Genomic DNA, 20,119 nt, shown 5'->3' on the forward strand with positions numbered 1-20,119 from the left:
AATTTCACGAATTTTAGTCAAGAACTGTTGAATTGAAAACGGTTTTGGTAGAAAAGATTGAGCAAATTAATATCACTCATTTTATTCAAAAAGGACGATTTATAGCCAGAGATGAAAAACATTTTGAGTTTATAACTTTTTTGAAGATTTATCTCAGCTTCAATCTATTTTATTTATGTATGAACATTATAATCATCAAAAACAATTGGAGGCAAGTTAAAAAACTGAGGTATCGCCCATGAGTTCAAGCCCAGCACAATTGCTTTGATCTTCAAATATTAATTCATATTTTTTCTCAAAATAATTGACCGGTTTTTTTTTAAATAATTTTAGCTTTATATTAGCCTTAATAGATTCGGCACATTTTGCAGTCATTTTACCTAATTGAGGTGCTTTCATTAAACTAGTTGTTTTTAAAAGAGATTTATCCTTAGTCGCAGTTATGATTAAGTAGTACTTCGAGGAACTTAAACAAATTTTGCACGATTTTGATGTTAAATATATTATATCATATTGATCAAAATTATAGGTGGTAAATCGAATAAACTCACCCAAATTGTATAAAACAGCCAGAAAACCTACAAATGTTCTTCCAAAATATTCGATTTGAGCAATGGAAAACATAAAAGATCGTTCAAATTCTTTGAAATGATTCGCTTGCATCCAGATCCACTTTTTAGGAAAGGATTTCCCCCAGTCTTTTTCAATATATCCTTTTCCATCCGAAAAAGATACTTGATTTTGATTAATCGTTAAATTGCCCGAAATCCTATGATTCATAGATACGATTCCATGGTAACACTCCATATTAGGCAAATAGGAAAAAATACCCATTATACCGGGTAAAAATCGCTGATAAGGCAATGTACGCAAGTTCACAAAGTTCAATTGTCCTTTAACTTGAATTTCTTGTGATTTTACATTAAGTTTGATGATATTTTGCGAAAAATGATTGTTTCCAATTACAATGTCAAATTTATCTCTTCGAGCTTTAAATTCTGAAATAGGAAATGATAAATAATGGTATTTCGCAGTGGAACCGTTGAGAATTTGAATAAATGCATGAGAATCATGAGTTTGTTTGCTTAAAGCAATACCCGGAATTATTGCAAAAATGGTTTGAGTTGATTCATCGACTATTTTATAATACCAACCTTCAAAATACTGTTTTTTTTTCAAATTCCCTTGAAACATTGAAGGATTATGAAATCGAAGATTCCTTTCACTTAGAAAACTGAGGTGATTTTTTATCATATGATTAACCTAACGATTTCTACAATTTATCAGCAACGGATATATCTTTAAGATTATTTTTTAGTTCATTTTTTAGTTCATTTCGACGGCGCCGATAATGAATAATCGGAAGATCTCCCGGGATTAATTTTTCTTCAGATTTCAGTTGCGATATTTTGGGAGTTTGAGTTTCTACCACCCTGCGATCCTGATGTAGGATTATTATACTAGATATCTTTCCTATGAAGGAGGCAATCTGTTTAAATATGGGAAATCTGACGAACTTCTGGATAAAGCGAGTGTAAACCATTGTGTTACTATCATCAATTGGCGTGAAAGCAACGATTATCCTTCCGTCGGACGAGAGTTTATTTTGCCAAATGTGAGGAAATTTAAAATGAAGTATGGGTGGATACAGAGGTTTTTTTAATTCGGAATATTTTGTGGGTAATTTTCCATTTTCTCGTCGATTCATGAACCACACCTTTTCGTAATTATCTGAAATTTCAACAATGGGTCCTTCTACAACAGTTTTATTCCCTCGACCGATAGTATTATGATGAACAAAAGGTAGATGCATAACATCCAACTGATTCTCGATAACACGAGAATAATGGGCTTTCCAATGATCCCGTATTGTATAATAATGAAAATCTCGATTCACATCCTCAAACCAAGGCAGAGGAGGATAGGTATCTTGAGATTTTCCCCACCAAATCCAAATAAATCCATGCCTTTCTTGAACTTTATAGGCATGAACTTTAAAAAATTTGGGAATTTTTGCAATAGAACTATTTGCGGGTATTAATGTGCACTTTCCTGTCCCATCATATTCTAAACCATGAAAGGGGCATTGAATATTATTTTCCTTTAATTTGCCGATGCTTAATGCTGCCCCTCGATGACAACACCTATCATAAAGACAATGAACTTCACCAGCAGTATCCCGCCATAAGACAAGATTTTCTCCTAAACGAGTGACTCCGATTGGCTTGTTTTTCTTTCGAATTTCTTTGCTATCTAGTATTGCATACCACTGGTTCGGTATCATTATATGTTTAGTTTGAGACTTAGATGTATTTAAATTTAGAGTTTCTTTGATCAAAAACAAAATGGTCATTTCACAATTGGCGAGAAATTGCCATTCTACTTCTAATTAATAGAATTTAATTAATTTTCCCCTGATTAATTTTCCTCGATTTTACAGCATAGGAAAATACAATCTTAATAGAAACAGTAAACAAATAACTAACATAGATATGGAGGAAATAACTTCACAACAATTAAAAAATTTTGATGTAATTGTAATTGGAGCAGGATTAGGTGGATTAGGTGCAGCAGCACATCTTGCATTAAAAAATCAAAAGGTATTGTTGTTAGAAAAACATAATTCACCAGGTGGATTTGCCACATCCTTTGTTCGAGGACGATTTGAATTTGAGGGCGCACTTCATGAACTTAATGATATTGGAACTGAGGGAAATCGAGGGGAATTATATCATTTTTTTAAAGCCTTGAATATCGTTCCAGAAAAGGTAAAATTTTTCCAAGTTCCAGAAATTTATAGCTGTAAATTTTATGATGGTAAGCAATATACCTTACCATTTGGCGTTCCTGCTTATACAAATTACTTAATCAACGAATTTCCCAATCATGAAAAAGAAATCCGAAAACTCATCAAAGTCATGGAAAATATCTATGGGGGCTTAAAAAATCTGTCCAAACCAGGAAAAATTATTTTTAAATATCCATGGTTAATACGGGTAATTGGATATACTATCACCGAATTCTTGGAACGTTTTATCCATAATCAACGCTTAATTAATGTCATTATACAGCTCTGGTGTTACTTTGGGGCGACTCCTTCTGAAAATAATGCCCTATTATGGGTAGGAGGAATGATGAGTTATTTAACAAAGGGGGCAGCCATTCCTAACTTATCTTCGCATAATCTTAGCCAAGCAATTGCTGATTCAATTTGTGATCTGGGTGGAACAATTCGGTATAATGCCTTGGTAAACAAGATCATGATGGAAAATGGAAAAACAATAGGAGTGGAATTAATAAATGGCGAAAAAATTTATTCGGATTGGGTGATTTCGAATGTAAATCCGGTGTGTACTCTACAAAAGATGATTCCAAAGGACGCGATACCTAAAAAATATCTAAAAAAAGTAATTTCCCCAAAACTGGGCACATCTATATTCACGGTTTATCTTGGCTTAAATAGAACGGCAGAAGCGCTGGGAATCACGAGTTATGAAACCTTCGTCAATACATCCGATGATATTCATGCAATTGCCCAAAATACTGGTATTAACTCAACACAGATGATTGTGGCAACCTGCTATAATTTAGTGAATCCAGAGATTTCACCAGCAGGAACCTGTATGATTGCCCTTTCCGCCCTTCACGTAGGAAGAGAATGGCATAATATTCCTCCTAATGAATATTATCAAATAAAGGATAAAGTTTCCAATGATCTAATTACCTTATTTGAAGAATATTTGTGCCCTAATGTTCGAGAAAGCATTGAAGTGTGCGAATCCGCTTCCCCTTTAACTTACTATCGCTATTCCAAATCTTTAGATGGGGTCATTTATGGAAGTAATAGTTCAGTTGACAATAGTCCTGTTTTCAAATTAGGAAATAAAACACCGATCCCCGGATTATACTTTAGTGGAGCGTGGACCAATGAAGGAGGAGGTTATTCTACAGCGCTAAATAGTGGAAGATTAGCCGCTAAATTGTTATTAAAGCAAAAAGGAAAGCAAAATAGAACATTCGGAGGTAAAAAAAATGTTTAGAGACATTCGAAAAATCATCCAAGCAGCAAAGATTATGAAATATAGAAATATGGGTATTACAAATACAACTTACTTCGATGGTTTGGGAAGATTAGCCAAATCGCTACACCCTACGAGCCAAACATTAAAAGTAGTGAATAAGACCTCACTCTCAACCAATGTGACATTGATCAGACTATGTTCAGTAGAATCTTCCCATATTCTTGCTCCGTTCAGAGCGGGACAATATATTGGATTACATGTAAATATCGATGGAGTGTTGACTGGTCGATCTTACTCCATTGTATCATCCCCTCACAATTTAGCATTCTATGAAATTGCAGTTAAAGATTTAGGATCAAAGGGATTCGTCAGCACTTATCTTTGTAATGAACTTAAGGTTGGAGGAATTATTGAGGCAACAGAACCGATGGGTTTATTTTACTATAATCCCATATTTCATGGAACCAGACTGGTTTTGGTGGCAGGTGGGTGCGGAATAACCCCATTTATCAGTATGATGCGGAATTTTCATCAATTATTTAGCGATTATGAAATTCATTTGATTTATGGATGCTTGTCAGAATCGGATATTCTATTTCAAACTGAATTACTGAGAATGTCTCAGGAGATGGCGAATTTTTCATTTACAATAATACTATCAGATCCTTCTCCAACTTGGTCCGGTTTAACGGGATTTGTTACAGCAGAACTATTACAAAAGACGATTTCCAACATGGAAGAAATTACGTGGTATATCGTAGGACCTCATGCGATGCAAACATTTTTGCAAAAAGAGTTGAAGAAAATTGATATTTCCCCTCATCAGATCCATTATGATTTAACACCTCCAATTTCAAATATCACTCAAACCTTGGGTTGGCCCAAAGAGATCAACACAAATAGTGAAGTTCTTTGCACTGTAAGTTGGATAAATGAAAATCAAAGAAAAAGTGTTTCATTCAAGGTGCCTTGTACAAAACCTCTGTTAAATAGCTTGGAGGCTAAGAAAATCCCGGGTTTAAGAATAAAAACATCATGCCGGGCAGGAGAATGTGCTTTTTGTAGGTCGAAACTACTCGATGGAAACGTATTTGTCCCCCCTCAAACGCATATTAGAAAAAGTGACCAAAAAAATGGCTATATTCATCCATGTATCTCGTACCCAATCGAGGACGTGCACATTGAAATTTATCCAGAAAAATAATTTCGATTAAGAATTATTATTCTTTTTTTTCCTTAGAATTTTTAATTTCCAAACTGGAATTTCTGATTTTATCCCTCATTAGTGAGTTTTCTTAACAATATTGAAGTGGAAACTAAGAAATTAAATCAAACTTTTGATAATTTCTTCTGCACTCATGACTCTAGCAAATCCTTTTCTCATAATCCGTAATTCTGGCTCTTGTAAGTCTGGATCATCTGCTCCTGTTATATCACTTCCAAAAATTACTTTGAAACTTCGTGCATATGCTTGGCGAGCAGTAGTATCACAGCAAAAATTTGTTAAAGTCCCGCTAATTATGACTGTGTCTTTATCTAAATTCCGTAAGATCGTTTCTAAGGGAGTATCGTGAAATGCTCCATAGGAGGGTTTATGAATAATTATTTCGTTATCTAGAGGTGCTAATTCATGCCACACTTCCCCCTTCACATAAAATTCCGATGAATCAATCCCAAGATCGGAATGCTGAATGGGCATATATTTTCCAGATTTTGGTCTATCAAAATAGTGGTGTGTGTTAGAGAAGACAGTATAAATGACCGGAACTGACATTTCCCGACAATGATCTATTACTTTTCTTAATCGAGGAACCATTTTGGTGGCTTCAGGCACCCAATCAGGTGTCCAGTGGGGTTTTACAAATTCATCTTGCATATCAATGACGAGTAATGCACAACGTTTTGGATTGATATCAAAAGTTGCCTTTCCCTCATAGTATCCCTTTTTAGCCAAGGAAAGCACATCTTGTTCTGTGAACTGATTAATTTTCAAAGTATTTTTCACCCATTTATCTAATTAATGAAGTTTTTAAAATACTTGTACTTTCAGAAGATAGAAAATTAATCTGTTATGATCCCAATAATGATCAGTAGCGAAACCTCTTAATTTTCAATAGCTTTTCATTATTTAAAGCGTATTATTCTTTGTGAGCTAGATATGATTCCGAGAAACCTTCAAAACCACTATGATCTTATTTGTGAATTCTTTGAGAAAGAAGGATTTTTTAAAGCTCGGAAATCTAAAATAACACGTATTAATGCAAATCTCTTTATTTTTGGTTCACTGACTCAATCACAATTGCAAACATTAACCAAATATTCTCAAAGTACATTATCTCGAATACTGGGAAATTTAGTAAATGCAAAAATTTATGATAAATTTTCGATTCCACCAAATAAAGCAAATTTTTACAAATTTAATTCAAGAAGAAATAAATTGGGGTTACAAGGTTACACAGATTTTGAATTAAGAGCAGTTAATGAGATGCAAGGCCTATTAAAGTTGTTAAAAAGATTGGAAAAAGAACCTAATGCAACATACGGACAAAAAATTTTTAAAAACCAGTGTATAGAGACACTCTTTCAGTTTGGGTTACATTTTCATCAATATGCGCTACTAGAAAATATTCCCTTTTCCTCAATTCCGAGCTTTGATAAATATCTCCCATTTTTAAACACATGGAAAAATCCCGACAATGAATTTTTAAAAGCTTCTAAACTTATTGAACCGCATTTTAACGAAAAGCTACTTGATTGTGAAAAGAAATACATGGAAGCTGCGTATGGACAATCCTACAAATCTTTAATCAAACATAACCATCTTTTTATTAATGCCTATTGCACAACTCGCAAGATTATTTCACAACCCACTTTGCATAAATTGACTGGACTATCTATCCCTCTTATATCAAAAGTTATGAATTTTCATACTGAACTTGGTCAAGTTACAAAAATAGATCCAAGAAAATCTAAAACAGGCCGAATTCTATACTATAGCCCAGCCCTTCCAGTAATACAAGTGAATTATGAACTCAAACTTCTCACTGAACTAATGAAATTGAAAAAGCAATTTGAAAGCTCACTATTAGAACTCAACAATTTGAAGATAGAAGAGAGAAACGAAGGCATTTTCACATCCATTTTTCATGCCATACAAACTCTGTTTTTGGAAATCTTTCCGAGATATGAAAAACGGTACAAACAAGCCGTTTATTTGAAGCAACGTTTTGAATTATCCGATCAAGTTCAATTTAGTAATTTAATGTCTCATTTATCCGATAATTTTAAGCAAATATGAATCAAATTTCTCCAAGGGACAGAATCAATTGCTTGCAAATTTCAGGACATTTTATGTAGGATATCAAGTTTCGTTTTTTTGATTCTGAACATTTTTGACTTTTTTTTTCAAAAATCTCAAATTATAAATGATTAGACTCGAATTCTTTTATATATTATTAGAAATTTGAACAAATACCGTGAAATTCTTCTTTTCAATAATAAGTTTAAAAAATTTTGTGAAGAATGCTTAAATCAATTTTCACGAGTAATTTAAAATAAGTTGAAAAATATGAGTCGTTATGATGCCACCAGAGTAAAAAATATACCTAGCATGAAAATTCTGGAACCCCATGTGATGAAAACACGTGATGAATCGGTCGCTTACTTTCGAATCCAGTTAGATGTCACGAACAGTCTTGAATTTCTTGAAAAATACAATGCAGACCACAATTTAGATAAAACTAATCGTTTAACCTTTTTCCATATTTTTTTGACCGCTTGCACCCGATCTTTTGCAATGTACCCTCAAATGAATCGTTTTATTTTAGGAAGACAATTTTGGCAAAGAAATCGGATTCAATTCTCATTCTTGGTAAAAAAACAGTTAAAGTACAAAGCTAAAGAAACTGTGGCAAAAATTGATTTTGATCCTTTTGATACTGTTGATACAGTACGAGAACGGATTCATAAGTACGTGAATAAAGCAAGATCAGAAAAAGGAAGTGAAGCAGACTCAGAGATGAATTTCTTTGGAAAACTCCCACGATTATTATTAATGTTAGGAGTAAAAATAATGCGTCTTTTGGATTTCTTTGGAATTATGCCCAAATCCATGATAGAAAGTGATCCGTTGTATACTGGAGCTATGATGGCAAATTTGGGATCGATTGGGTTAAACGCATCTTTACACCATATTTTTGATTGGGGAAACATGAGTTGGTGTTTCATGGTTGGTAACTATCGATATGTGCCAGTAGCCAATGAAAAAGGAGAGGTGTACGCCCGAAAGATGGTAGATATAGGAACAACCGTTGATGAACGAATTGCCACAGGATTATCCTATATCATGGGGATGAAAACATTGCAAAGGTTTATCGAGAATCCAGAAGAACTGCTTACCCCTCCAAAACTTTCGAGGACCCTTTTAGATGAACTTGCTTTGGTTGATTGGGAGATTTTACGAAAAACAGGGAAAAAGAAACCGCGCCAATATCCTAAAGAGTTTGTTATAGACTAATCTTTTTTGAAAACATCTTTTTTCTTCATTCTTGTTAATTAGATATTCAGAATTTAACACTTAGCCAAATTTTGTAGCTTTTTATGAAAAAAAATTAATTTTGAGAAAATAAATAAAAAAAGAAAGAATCTTAACTATTTCCGATTCTTTTTCAGTTGAATAAATATACTGAAGATCGCTAAAATTCCACCAAACAGTAAAAATACAGTTGAATATCCGGGAATATTGGCAAAAATATTTTCAAAGGGGTTATCTCGAACAGTTGACATTGTGTCAGAGGTCTCAGAAGTTTCGGTCGTTTCAGTTGTTGTAGAAGAATCTTGGCCATCACCAGGATAACTACCAGCATCACGGGGATCTTTGCCCATTTTTACTTCATAGCCATCGAAATATCCATCATTATCAGTATCATCGTCCAAAGGATCAGTTCCCAGCTTGATTTCAAAATTATCATTCAAATTATCATTATCTGAATCAAGGCATAAAGGATCTGTATGATAAACCTCAATTTCAGAATAATCGTTCAATCCATCAGAGTCGGAATCCATCACTAAGGGATTTGTTCCATATTGATGCACTTCTGCACCATCCAGTATCCCATCAGTATCAGTATCTGATAAAAGATGATTCGTTCTATAGAGATATGTTTCTTCATAATCGGCCAAAAAATCGTGATCAAAATCTGCGGGAAAGTCGGTAGAATTAGTGGGATCTGATATTTCAACACACCATTCGTCATGAAAACTAGGCAGAATTTCCACCAGATCAGAGTAACCATCTCCATCTGAATCTACATTATATGGATTGGTCCCGTAATAATGTTCATATAACAAGGATAACCCATCCCCGTCGCTATCAACTCCTGGATTACTGGAAATATCATAAGGATTTGTGCCCAAATCTAATTCAAGGGAATCAGAGAATCCATCCCAATCGCTATCAGCCCCTGGAAAATCTAGGGGATCATTTGGATCTGTACCTCCCTTAACTTCATCTCGATCCCAAATTCCATCAAAATCAGAATCTGGATTGGTCGGATCAGTCCCCAATTCGATTTCTTTTTCATACCACAATCCATCATTATCAGCATCAACACGAATTTCTCCTTTCCAAGTCATCTCATAAAATCTAAGAACATTCATAGGATTGCGTTTAGGTTCCGAAATCTCGTTGGCATATGCCCCTTGATAATTAGAAGTATATAAAAATGCCCATGGAGCTAAATCAATGATATCTTGTTGAATTTCGTAATAAAGATTTTCACGCGCAGTAGTATTATCTTCTACTAATCCAGCTTCCATCTTGGCATCAAGAGCTACATCATTAAGGTGTACATGATTTTGGCTTGATCCCCCCATAAATAGAGGGTTGACAAAATTGCTTGGATCATTATAATCGGGGCCCCAGCCAAACATAAAAACGTGACATGATCCATCACCAGCAAAAACTGCATCTAAAAATTCACCCCAGGTTTTTCCTTCGATAACCAAATTAATTCCAATTTTCGCAAAATTTTCTTTAGCTAAGTTCCCAACATTTTCTCGCATCATGTTTCCATCGTTGTACACGTAGTTGTAAGTTACAAGAGTGACCGATTCCCAGTCTTGGTCCGTTGATGATTCGCTTAGACCAAAACCACCTGGGACGATTCCTTGTTCATTTGCAGTGATCGCATCAAGCATGTGCAACCGTGCTGCAGTTAAGTTCATAAACGGAGCAGGAATTGACGGATCATGATACATTACCCCCTTAGGAATTGCAGAAGTCATCTGAGCAAGTTGTCCTTCACCCAAAACGTTGATAATATAGGAATAGTTCAACGCATCTTGCATCGCTTTACGAGTATTTATATCAACGAGGTTGCAATCGAATCCAAGATAAATAATGACAGATCCTTGCATTGGTGCACTGAGATAATGATTTGGACTCTTATCATAGTCCCACAACATATCCATATTAGGGGATTGTATAAAATCAATATCTCCAAAGAGAAAATCTTCATTCATTTTTAATGTATCATCATAACGAACCCATGTCATTTCTTGGATTGTTGGAGCGGGACCATAATAATCTTCGAAATAGGAAAATACTGTTTGGTTTTGAGTATTTGATATTTGTTGGTATGGTCCTGTTCCGATTAAAGTATCAGTTGCTGTATCGTACATATCAGCAGGAGTACTCCCAGGATAAGATGATAAGATTGAGGATCCGGTAAAACAAAGAAGAGCTTCAAATGGAACATATTTATAGTTTAAAGTGAATCGAACCGTATAATCGCCAAGAGCTTCAGTTTTATTAATAAGGAGGGGAGTTGCCCAATAAATTGATTCTAAGGGTTTATATAATTCTGTGATTTGAGTTACTGGATCGTTTGTACAGAAACCGTTCAATCGATCAAAAGTGAATACAACATCTTCAGCAGTCAAATCCGAACCATCATGGAATTTGACACCAGTTCTTAAATCAATGGTATAGTTCCATTGATTAGTATGATAACCCGGATTCCCTTCAACCCATGTTCCCAATCCGGTAGCTAATCGTGGTACAATTGCCATATTCGGATCATCTAAGTCATATGCGAACAAGCCTTCACAGATTTGCCCGATAAAATCACAAGATGCGCTATCCCATGCATATTGAGGCTCCATGTCAATAACCAAACTAGTGGTTCCATAAATTAAGGGACGTAATTCAACCTCCGCACTAGATGGCGCTGTATTATACTGTGTTATATTGGATGTCGTACTAGGAATCAAAATATAACACATTAGGCTAAAAATTATTATTTTCTTTAGTATTTTCATAAAAACTACCCGAATTTGTTTGTTTTTTTTTTTCTCAATTACTTTTTACATCGTATTTCTGATAAATAGAAGTCAAAAATTAAGCTTAAAGTACATTTTTGAGAATAAATAATTTCTGTTTTTTTTTTCCTACGAAAAACGAGTCAAATGAATTCTGAATAAAAAAAATCCCATTTTATTTAAGATTAAAATAAATAGATATATGTCAAGGGAATTAGCGGAAATTATTTGAAAAATTGTTATATTAGTCCATCGTGGGAATTGAAAAAAACTATTGTATTGTGATAAAAGGGGAGTGATTTTTTAAATTAGAAAACAAAGAAGACTATTGACTCTATTTACTAAAAACCAATCTTTTTAATATCCAAAAATTTTAGATTCTTTATGACTTCTTATTCCCAAGATCTTGATCAATTTATGAAAACCTATAATAAATTGGTGTCAATTAACTCATATCATGAAGCAGAAGAAGCAATTGGGAAATTTTTACAAAAGTATCCAAAAAGTATTGAAGCAAGTTTAGAATTAGGATGGATTTATTATATGACGTATAGATATATTGAAGCAGAACAAACCATCCAAAAAATCAGAGCAGAAATACCACCTTCCGATTCGAATATGCTCTGCAATATGTATTTTCTCTCAGCTCAAATTTATTTAGGACAAGATTTGTATCATTCGGCAGAGGAACATGCACTACTCGCGTTGGAATTGGATGAAAAAAATAGCAAGATATTAGCCTTTATATTAAGACTTTTGAAAATTCAAGAGCGTTATTCTGATATTGTGAAGATGGTTAATCAATTTTCATCCACAATTAGCCAATCCATGAACGCTACAGTTTATTTCGCAGAAGCGCTAATATATTTGAACCGTTATTCGGAAGCTGAGCAAGTTATTAAATTTATATTATCCCAACAAGCCGATTTTGTCTTAGGACTTGTTCATTTAGCAAAAATTGAGAGGGAGAGGGGACATTTTGTGCAAGCAGAACAATTACTACTGAAAGCTACCCAATCTCATAATTATGTTGATGAATATGAACCATTTCTTGCGTGGGAACAATTAATTGACTTGTATTTGGAAATGGATGAACTCGACAAACACACAAAGGCCCAATCTGAGTTCAATCAATTAGTGGAGAATTACCGAATACGGTTCCCCAATTCAAATATTTAAAAATTGGAATTTAAATGACCTTGCTTGAATTTTAATACATAAAATCTCAGTTTATTCTGATGAGCACATAAAGATTTAGAGAATGAGGAAAAATAAAAAATGGGAAAGGAAGCCATTTTTAATCTACTGATTTTGCTTCAAATGTGATAGGATACCGAGCAATTCTATAAATGACCAGAATTGGCATCAATATCCACATTAAATTGGCTAAGATAACCACCCACCAATGATCATTACCAGCATAAGCAGGATCCACAAATTCGGTAAATAAAATGATAGACACATTCGTGAGCATTATAGAAGCCCACATAATGCTTGGGATCCGAATCCAGTTTTTGCCTTTAATAAAAGCAAAAATTGCGACTGCATAAAATGGTCCAAAAAGAATAACATCAATCCAAATGGTAGCGCGCCACCAGACTGGTCGTTCTAATAAAGCAGGATCAAAATTTGCCCCAACCCAATGATTGAGATCTACAATGAATTTTGGAGGCCAGGAAGGATATACAAATGCGCTTGTGCCCCATGTTGAATGATCTAAGACTACTAGTTGCTCAATATCAAAAAGATATGAGATAAAAACCAAATTGAAAGCAAAAAAGACGATAAGAATCAAGTCAATAATTTTCATTGGTTTTATCCGATTATGTAGAGGGATATTTTCCGACATATAGACTACCTATTTTACACAAATTTCTTCTCAAAGAAATATATTGATTGGGATTAATGCAAAATTTAGATATAAACTTTATTAAACGAGTAGGAACATATAATACATGATTTTTTCTAAAAATTTATTTGAGAGATAGTCGTAAATGAAACATCAATTTAAAAAACAATACGGACCTTTTGCATTGATTGCCGGAGCATCACAAGGAATAGGCGAAGCTTTTGCTCGAGAAATTGCGAGAAGAGGAGTAAATGTCATATTAATATCACGTCGGAAGAATGAATTAGAAAAAATTGCAAATGAAATCATGGAAGAATTTGCTATTAAAGCACTCCCAATTGTTTTGGATTTAACCCAAGAAAATGTTGAATGTGAGATTAAAAAAATTGTGACTAGCTACGAAATCAATTTGTTGGTCTACAATGCTGCCCTTTCTCCTATTGGATCTTTTTTTAATCCTTCTCTGACAACCCACCGGGAAGTAATTAAACTTAATTGTCGAGGTCCAATGGAATGGAGTTATAGATTGATTCCGGATATGTGCAAACGAGGACACGGAGGAGTGATATTAATGTCTTCTCTAACTGCATTTCAAGGTTCTCCCTTTGTTGCGCATTATGGAGCTACGAAAGCATACAACCTTAGTTTAGCAGAAGCATTATGGGATGAATGTCGGGCATTTAATGTTCATGTAATGGCTGTTACAGCCGGAGCAACATCTACACCTAATTTTATAGCAAGTAAACCAAGAATAAATAACATTATAAAGCCCCCCATTCAATCTCCTCAAGAAGTCGCAGAACAAAGTCTGAATGCCTTACATCGTAATATTCCATTTTTTATTCCGGGCTGGAAAAATCGATTAAGTAGTTTCGTTTTAAGGAAATTATTACCTCGTTCTTGGGCAATTAAACTTATTGGGCAGATGAATCGTAAAATGTATGACCACGAATCTGAAAAAAAAACAATTAGCACAAAAAAAGTGAGGGATCAATTAAACTAAGAATAATAAGGTAAAAGAAAGTTTGCCAAGTTAAGGTAGAAAAAAATTCATTGAAAAAACGAATGAGCACTGTAATTTGTTTAATTTAGGGAAATTCTTTTTTTTTTGCTTACTACACCAATGATTATGAAGATTAACACCAAACCTCCAGCAATCCCACCCAAATATTCTATTGGAAGTGGTAATAATCGTTAAAGAAGTACAATATGTTTAAAATAATCTTACAAAGATTTAAATTGTCAAGTTAGCTTTACATAAATAGCAAGAAATGTAAAGGAACCTTTACATTTAAGCAAAAAATGATCCTACCTTTTCTCCACTCTAGCGAACGCTATCGAAGATAGGATCCAGAAAAACTGTAAACCTCACAGGAAAATTACATAAATGACATATATCCCCATAATTGCCCCTATCCTTACTGGGCAAAGTAACCATCGAGGTAGTAAAGCTCGAACCGCCGGAATCATGATGATTTTCATCATGGGAATCATAGCCTTTTTAGGATTCTATTTGTTTAGAATGAACTCTACAGGAAGAACTTTTTCAATTTCCTTCGAACCCGTAATCATGATCTTACTTTTTGTTATCATGGGAGTTGTAATAGTTACCACAATGATATATAAAGCGGAAATGAATTCAAAGAATTCAGTTAATACACAAAGACCAATGGATACGCATGAAATTCGTCTCTCCAGTCACCCAACATTCCAGCAAAAATCTAATGTGATTTTAAATTGTCCCGCCTGCCAGAATTCCTTGGATGAAATGGCGCTTGAAGGATTACTCGAAAATAAAGTAGTTTATTGTCAATTTTGCGGGGAGAAAATCCACCGATAATTTTTTATTCACTGAAAAGAAAGGAACTGCAGATTTGCGAGATTGCTTCTAACTTCAAAAAATAACAAATCATAATAAATATCAAAAGGAATATAAAATAATGGGACACACATTTGAACCGGTTATTGGCACTTTGGAATCCAGCTATGTGAAGAAACAGCTCATTGCAACAACCTTGGCAATGGCGATAATCAACTTATCGATCATTATTATGGGTTGGGTCATGCAATTAGTATTAGCTGAACAAACCCCTAATGGCTTATGGACAGTAATTCTTCTGATTGTTGCTGCTCTATTTATCATACCGGTATATCTGGCCTATCTTTTTGGAAATATTTATATAAAAAACTTTTCCTATGAAATCTCCGAACAGTTTATCGTGATCAAGCGCGGAGTTTTTGCACGGACGAAGACATCTATTCCATTTAGCAGAGTTCAAAATGTTAATGTTCATCAAAGTTTGTTAGATAGATGGTTAAATTTATTTACAATCAAAATTGAAACGGCAGGAGCGGTTAGCTTGGAATCGAACGCCCTATCGGAAGGATACATCCCTGCTTTAAGTGATCCAACCAAAATTGAAGCCACCATCAATAAATTGATTCATCAATATACGCAAGATGTACCCGAAAAAGTGCAGGATAAAATATTCACAGATAATAACTTAGCATTCGACGAATTTATCGCATATATTTTAGCCAAAATGACGGAGGGAGATGAGATCAAGACTAGAATTAGAGAATTACGCAAAGAAAACAACATGAGTCAAGTTGATCTGGCGGATGCTCTTGGAGTATCTCGTCAAACTATAAGTTCCTTAGAAACTGGAAAGTATATGCCTTCGTTGAAATTGGCAATGAAAATTTCACGAGTGTTTAAGATCCCAATAGAAGAAATTTTTGAAATGGAAGATGAGGAAGAATAATTCAAAATAACAGAAATTATATTCAAAAATTCAAGTTCCATTTCTTTTTTTTAACATTCTAATCAACCACGATTAGATTCCCACCCCCCAAAAAGCAATTGTGAAGAGTTTCACGGTCCATATAACCAAAATTCAAATTTCACAGAAATTTAAGAAAAGACAGTAGTGATTCCGAAGTGATATTTAGGAACCGGGTCAAGCCAGATTCAAACGCTTGATTTCTCACAAGAGATCATTACTGTCTTTTTTCCATTTCAGTGGATTTTGGGTGGAACCATTCCCATTTGTACAAAAAAACCAACTAGGAAAATAAAATCATGGCAAAAATCGAGAATGAATCAATTCAGGTTTTAAATGTTGAGCAGCTTTCAAAAAGCTTTGAAAATGTGCATGCAGTAAACGATGTTTCCTTTCATATTAAGAAAGGTGAAGTATATGGACTTTTAGGTCCAAATGGAGCTGGAAAAACGACTACGATAAAACAAATATTAGGTTTGTTAACACCGGATAATGGAAATATTAACATTTTGGGGTTACATCCCGAACGTGATGAAATCGAGGTGAAAAAACGCATTGGCTATATTGCCGAAGAGCCTTTGATCTATAAATCACTCACTCCCAAAGAATTATTCAACTTCATTGCAAGCATCAGGAGGATTACCGACCCGAAAATTACAGAACGATTGGCCCAATATTTGGACAGTTTAGGAGCAATTGAATATTACGAACGACTTATTTCAACCCTTTCCCGGGGAAATAAACAAAAAATTCAGATAATTGCAGCGTTCTTACATAACCCAGACCTTTTGATTATGGATGAACCCTTAGCAGGATTAGATGCTAAATCTGTAAAAGTGGTTAAAGAAATGGTGGAATTACACACCCAAAGAGGAGGAGCGGTCCTATTCTCAACTCACATCATGGAAGTTGCAGAAGATTTGTGTGATCGAATTGGTATTATTTCCCAAGGTAAACTACTGGCAGAAGGTACAATTCAAGACTTGCGTGATCATACGAATATGATAGATGATACATTAGATCTGGAAGATATTTTCTTAAGGATCACCGAACAAGATGAATCAGTTAATCTCATTATTGACCAATTACGAAAAACGATGCAAGCAGCATAATTTTAAAAACAAAACCAAGATGAAAACAATGAACACACAAGAATTATTTCATTTATCGAAGTATGTTTACCAAGAAGCTTGGATGGAATCACAATTAGCCATGGCAGGTTCGGGACAAGAACGTTTGTTAGAAAAAATGTCTGCAGATAAATCCTATATGAAAGGACAAGGATTTATCTTGAAATTCATGGTAGTTATGTATCTGGCCATTATGATTATTTTTCCGATTATGACATTCAGCAATATTCAAATTGCATTATCCCAAGGAATTTCGGAGACATGGGTGATTTTTGCGGGAAGTATGATACTTGCCTCCTTTCTATTAATGCAAATTTTATTGTTAGTGTCCCTATCACTTATGTTTTCTTCTGGTATTTTAACGGGAGAAGCTTTTCGATGGCTTGCGACCTTGCCATTAGAAAAGAAGCACATGAGTAAAATCAGTATTTTTGCCTTTTTCCGCGGATTGGATTATCAAATTTATACTATGATATTAGTCTTGCCCATTGGAGTAGCTATAGGGACACAAAGCATATTATTGACCTTCTGTGCGTTGATTCTGTCAGTGGTCAATATCATTCTTGCCTTTACCGTTCTGGTACATGTTGGGGAAAAAGTGAGTAATGTACTAACCAACCGAGAAGCCAACACCAAAAAAAATAATTTAATTCGGATTGGAGTTATTTTTGGATATGCTGGAGGATCTTTGATAATTATAATGGCGATTATGCTATCCATAGAGTTAATTCCACAATTTTTCTATCCGACAATTATTCCTTTTGATGCTTCAATGCTCAACACATATTTGGGAATTATCCCTTTTCCATTAAATGGAGGATATGTATTGATACAACTATTCATGCAAAGTACAAATTTAGCTTCAACCCCACTTAGTTCACTTGAAATTGTATTGATTGGAACAGGATTTGTCATTTTGGTACTAATAATTGGAATTTCCTTCAGAAGTGCTTTGATAAAATTAGAGAGAATTGGTAGATATGCATCCAATTCGTTTTCCGGTGAGCAAAGTTCTACTAAAAGGGAAAATATTGAAGTTCAGACGGTATCTCCAATAACCGCCCATTTTAGAAAAGATAAGCAAATGGCATTAAGAGATATTCAAGCAATGACATTTATCATCATACCTCTAATTCTTTCAATTTTTGGTGGTATTTTTGGGATGGATTATATCATAATGTCCACATTTTATATCGTTTTTAGCATATTGCGGACCGATGGTAATGGAGCAACCATCATCGCTTCCTTACCAATAGTACCTCGAGAACAAGCTAAGGCTAAATTGAAGTGGGTATTTACGGTCTTACCTATCTGCACATTAATATTTACGATTTCCGCGTCTCTGTTCAACATTGATGATAGAAGTTCCGTAGATTCCATCTTAATTGGATTGATATCACTTCCTATCGGCCCAGTTTTAGGGACATTGTTGTTTGAATATAAAGTAAGAGTCTTTGGCAAAATGAAATACCGATATTCCTTAGAAGAACGAAATAAAGATTGGATTGTCATCAAATGGGGTATAGTTATTTTGATTGGATTAGTGTTACATTTCATTATTTTAATGGGAATGGATGAACTTCTTTCAAGTCAAGGGACTGGAGGAATAGCGGTGTATTTTCTACCTATTGAAACAATTTGCGGAATTCTTGGATATATAATCTTTAATCGAATGTTTCCAAAGCCAAAAATCTATGATTAATTTTTTTTTTCAGAAAAAAAAAATGGAGCAATTAAAATGAAAACAAAAACCCACTCAATCGGAGATATATCAGCTTATGTCGATTCCTCGACACCAACGACCGAGCAAGATTTGCAAATGCAAAAGAAGCAAAAACAAAAGAAGTTATTTCGAGCCTTTCTGCTAATTATTGTTGCAGGACAATTGGTTTTTTTAATTCTCTTGAAATTTTTCTAAGACAATTAATGCAACACCAAAATTTTTTTATTCCCACATCTTAGTTGAGTATAAGCATGAATCAGAATGAATCGAAAAAGGAAGTTTTAATCGAGTTTAAACACCTCACCAAGAAATTTGGTCATTTTACGGCAGTAAATGATTTATCCCTACAAATATTTCAAGGGGAAGTTCTGGGATTTTTAGGACCGAATGGTGCCGGAAAATCTACCGCTATGAAAATGATGGCAAATCTATTAAATCCTACTTCAGGGGAAGTATGGGTTAATTATAACCACAAACTGGAAAAATTGACCAAATATAATCAGGATTATCTTTTAGATAACATTGGATTTTTAATTGAAAATCCAGCGTTTTACGAGAATAATACCCCCCGACAAGTTTTAACCCTTTTTGCAAAATTAAAGGGATATCCGCGAAATAAAATTCATGAACGCGTAGAAGAGGTGGTGCAAATGATTGGAATGGGACAATGGATCGATAACAAATTAGGAACATTTTCTAAAGGGATGCGTCAAAAAATTGGTATAGTCTCTGCAGTGGTCCACGATCCAGCAATTATTGTCTTAGATGAACCCCATACGGGATTGGATCCAAAAGCACGCCGCGAAGTTCGAGATTTCCTTTTAAAATTAAAAAATTTAAATAAAACGGTGTTTCTCTCAAGTCATCTTCTCTATGAAGTATCGGAAGTCGCAGATCGAATCGCTATAATTTCCCATGGAATACTCGTGGCATGCGATTCTTTGGATAATTTGGAAGAAGAAGCAAAACGCAGTGTCATTGATTTAGAAATGATTGGATGGGAGAATCCAGGGGAGACGATTATAAAGCTGAAAGAAACGGTTGGCCAATTTCTAAGCGGCCCCATCTATTATAATAGGGATCAGAAAATATTTGAATTACAATTCGATGGATCCCAAGAAAAACAATATGAAATGCTCCATAAACTGATTTCTGCTGGCATCAAAGTTATTGAATATAGTGTTCCTAAAGCAGGGTTATTGGAAGATTTATATTTAAAGTATGTTTCTGAAAGCGATAAAACTTTCAAACAATTTCAGAAAAAAGCGGTGAAGGTGGAGTCAATACTTTAG

At 34.4% G+C, this 20,119-nt stretch carries 17 protein-coding genes; 12 read left to right on the forward strand and 5 right to left on the reverse strand.

What is annotated here, in order from left to right; translation table 11 throughout:
• Positions 1–216: 216 nt before the first annotated feature.
• Together NEF87_RS02625 and NEF87_RS02630 are read right to left on the reverse strand one after the other, a co-directional pair.
• Entirely contained in the window at positions 217–1,254 is a 1,038-nt protein-coding gene (locus tag NEF87_RS02625; RefSeq protein WP_457918512.1) for a tocopherol cyclase family protein, read from the reverse strand.
• Positions 1,255–1,273: 19 nt separating this feature from the next.
• Complete coding sequence (locus NEF87_RS02630; RefSeq protein ID WP_457918513.1) at positions 1,274–2,353, reverse strand: aromatic ring-hydroxylating dioxygenase subunit alpha; 1,080 nt, start codon at positions 2,351–2,353, stop codon at positions 1,274–1,276.
• Positions 2,354–2,477: 124 nt separating this feature from the next.
• Here NEF87_RS02630 and NEF87_RS02635 point away from each other — a divergent pair, with 124 nt between their 5' ends.
• Together NEF87_RS02635 and NEF87_RS02640 are read left to right on the forward strand one after the other, a co-directional pair.
• The gene (locus tag NEF87_RS02635; RefSeq protein WP_457920115.1) at positions 2,478–4,040 is read left to right on the forward strand and encodes a phytoene desaturase family protein; all 1,563 of its coding nucleotides are present in this window, start codon (positions 2,478–2,480) and stop codon (positions 4,038–4,040) included.
• The gene (locus tag NEF87_RS02640) at positions 4,033–5,226 is read left to right on the forward strand and encodes an FAD-binding oxidoreductase (protein ID WP_457918514.1); all 1,194 of its coding nucleotides are present in this window, start codon (positions 4,033–4,035) and stop codon (positions 5,224–5,226) included. The genes NEF87_RS02635 and NEF87_RS02640 overlap by 8 nt, the downstream gene beginning before the upstream one ends.
• A 120-nt stretch (positions 5,227–5,346) precedes the next feature.
• On the opposite strand, the gene NEF87_RS02645 is transcribed toward NEF87_RS02640, so the two are convergent.
• Entirely contained in the window at positions 5,347–6,015 is a 669-nt protein-coding gene (locus tag NEF87_RS02645; protein ID WP_457918515.1) for a cysteine hydrolase family protein, read from the reverse strand.
• Positions 6,016–6,180: 165 nt separating this feature from the next.
• On the opposite strand from NEF87_RS02645, the gene NEF87_RS02650 reads away from it, so the two are divergent.
• Both NEF87_RS02650 and NEF87_RS02655 read left to right on the forward strand, forming a co-directional pair.
• The gene (locus tag NEF87_RS02650; protein WP_457918516.1) at positions 6,181–7,320 is read left to right on the forward strand and encodes a hypothetical protein; all 1,140 of its coding nucleotides are present in this window, start codon (positions 6,181–6,183) and stop codon (positions 7,318–7,320) included.
• A gap of 270 nt (positions 7,321–7,590) precedes the next feature.
• On the forward strand, positions 7,591–8,538 hold the full coding sequence (locus NEF87_RS02655; protein WP_457918517.1) for a 2-oxo acid dehydrogenase subunit E2: 948 nt from the start codon (positions 7,591–7,593) through the stop codon (positions 8,536–8,538).
• Between the two features lie 134 nt (positions 8,539–8,672).
• Here the strand turns inward: NEF87_RS02655 and NEF87_RS02660 are convergent, their stop codons facing one another.
• Positions 8,673–11,342 carry an ABC transporter substrate-binding protein gene (locus NEF87_RS02660; RefSeq protein WP_457918518.1) on the reverse strand — a complete coding sequence of 890 codons (2,670 nt, stop codon included), beginning with the start codon at positions 11,340–11,342 and terminating at the stop codon, positions 8,673–8,675.
• Between the two features lie 384 nt (positions 11,343–11,726).
• Here NEF87_RS02660 and NEF87_RS02665 point away from each other — a divergent pair, with 384 nt between their 5' ends.
• Positions 11,727–12,521 carry a tetratricopeptide repeat protein gene (locus tag NEF87_RS02665; RefSeq protein ID WP_457918519.1) on the forward strand — a complete coding sequence of 265 codons (795 nt, stop codon included), beginning with the start codon at positions 11,727–11,729 and terminating at the stop codon, positions 12,519–12,521.
• Between the two features lie 118 nt (positions 12,522–12,639).
• Here the strand turns inward: NEF87_RS02665 and NEF87_RS02670 are convergent, their stop codons facing one another.
• Entirely contained in the window at positions 12,640–13,191 is a 552-nt protein-coding gene (locus NEF87_RS02670; protein ID WP_457918520.1) for an EXPERA domain-containing protein, read from the reverse strand.
• Positions 13,192–13,336: 145 nt separating this feature from the next.
• On the opposite strand from NEF87_RS02670, the gene NEF87_RS02675 reads away from it, so the two are divergent.
• The 7 genes from NEF87_RS02675 to NEF87_RS02705 all read left to right on the forward strand — a co-directional run bounded on the left by NEF87_RS02675 (position 13,337) and on the right by NEF87_RS02705 (position 20,119).
• Positions 13,337–14,194, forward strand: a complete 858-nt coding sequence (locus tag NEF87_RS02675) for an SDR family NAD(P)-dependent oxidoreductase (protein ID WP_457918521.1) — start codon at positions 13,337–13,339, stop codon at positions 14,192–14,194.
• 384 nt (positions 14,195–14,578) lie between these two features.
• The gene (locus NEF87_RS02680) at positions 14,579–15,031 is read left to right on the forward strand and encodes a hypothetical protein (protein ID WP_457918522.1); all 453 of its coding nucleotides are present in this window, start codon (positions 14,579–14,581) and stop codon (positions 15,029–15,031) included.
• 100 nt (positions 15,032–15,131) lie between these two features.
• Positions 15,132–15,956, forward strand: a complete 825-nt coding sequence (locus NEF87_RS02685; protein WP_371804856.1) for a helix-turn-helix domain-containing protein — start codon at positions 15,132–15,134, stop codon at positions 15,954–15,956.
• Positions 15,957–16,273: 317 nt separating this feature from the next.
• A complete protein-coding gene (locus NEF87_RS02690) occupies positions 16,274–17,086 on the forward strand; it encodes an ABC transporter ATP-binding protein (RefSeq protein WP_457918523.1) in 813 nt (270 codons plus the stop codon).
• 28 nt (positions 17,087–17,114) lie between these two features.
• Positions 17,115–18,806 (forward strand): hypothetical protein, encoded by a 1,692-nt coding sequence (locus NEF87_RS02695; protein WP_457918524.1) that lies wholly within the window; start codon positions 17,115–17,117, stop codon positions 18,804–18,806.
• Between the two features lie 36 nt (positions 18,807–18,842).
• Positions 18,843–19,022: a hypothetical protein gene (locus tag NEF87_RS02700; protein WP_457918525.1), complete on the forward strand. Its 180-nt coding sequence runs from the start codon at positions 18,843–18,845 to the stop codon at positions 19,020–19,022.
• A gap of 56 nt (positions 19,023–19,078) precedes the next feature.
• Entirely contained in the window at positions 19,079–20,119 is a 1,041-nt protein-coding gene (locus tag NEF87_RS02705; RefSeq protein WP_457918526.1) for an ABC transporter ATP-binding protein, read from the forward strand.

The sequence above is a fragment of the Candidatus Lokiarchaeum ossiferum genome (genome assembly GCA_025839675.1).
GTDB classification, from domain to species: Archaea; Asgardarchaeota; Lokiarchaeia; order Sigyniarchaeales; family Promethearchaeaceae; genus Lokiarchaeum; species Lokiarchaeum ossiferum.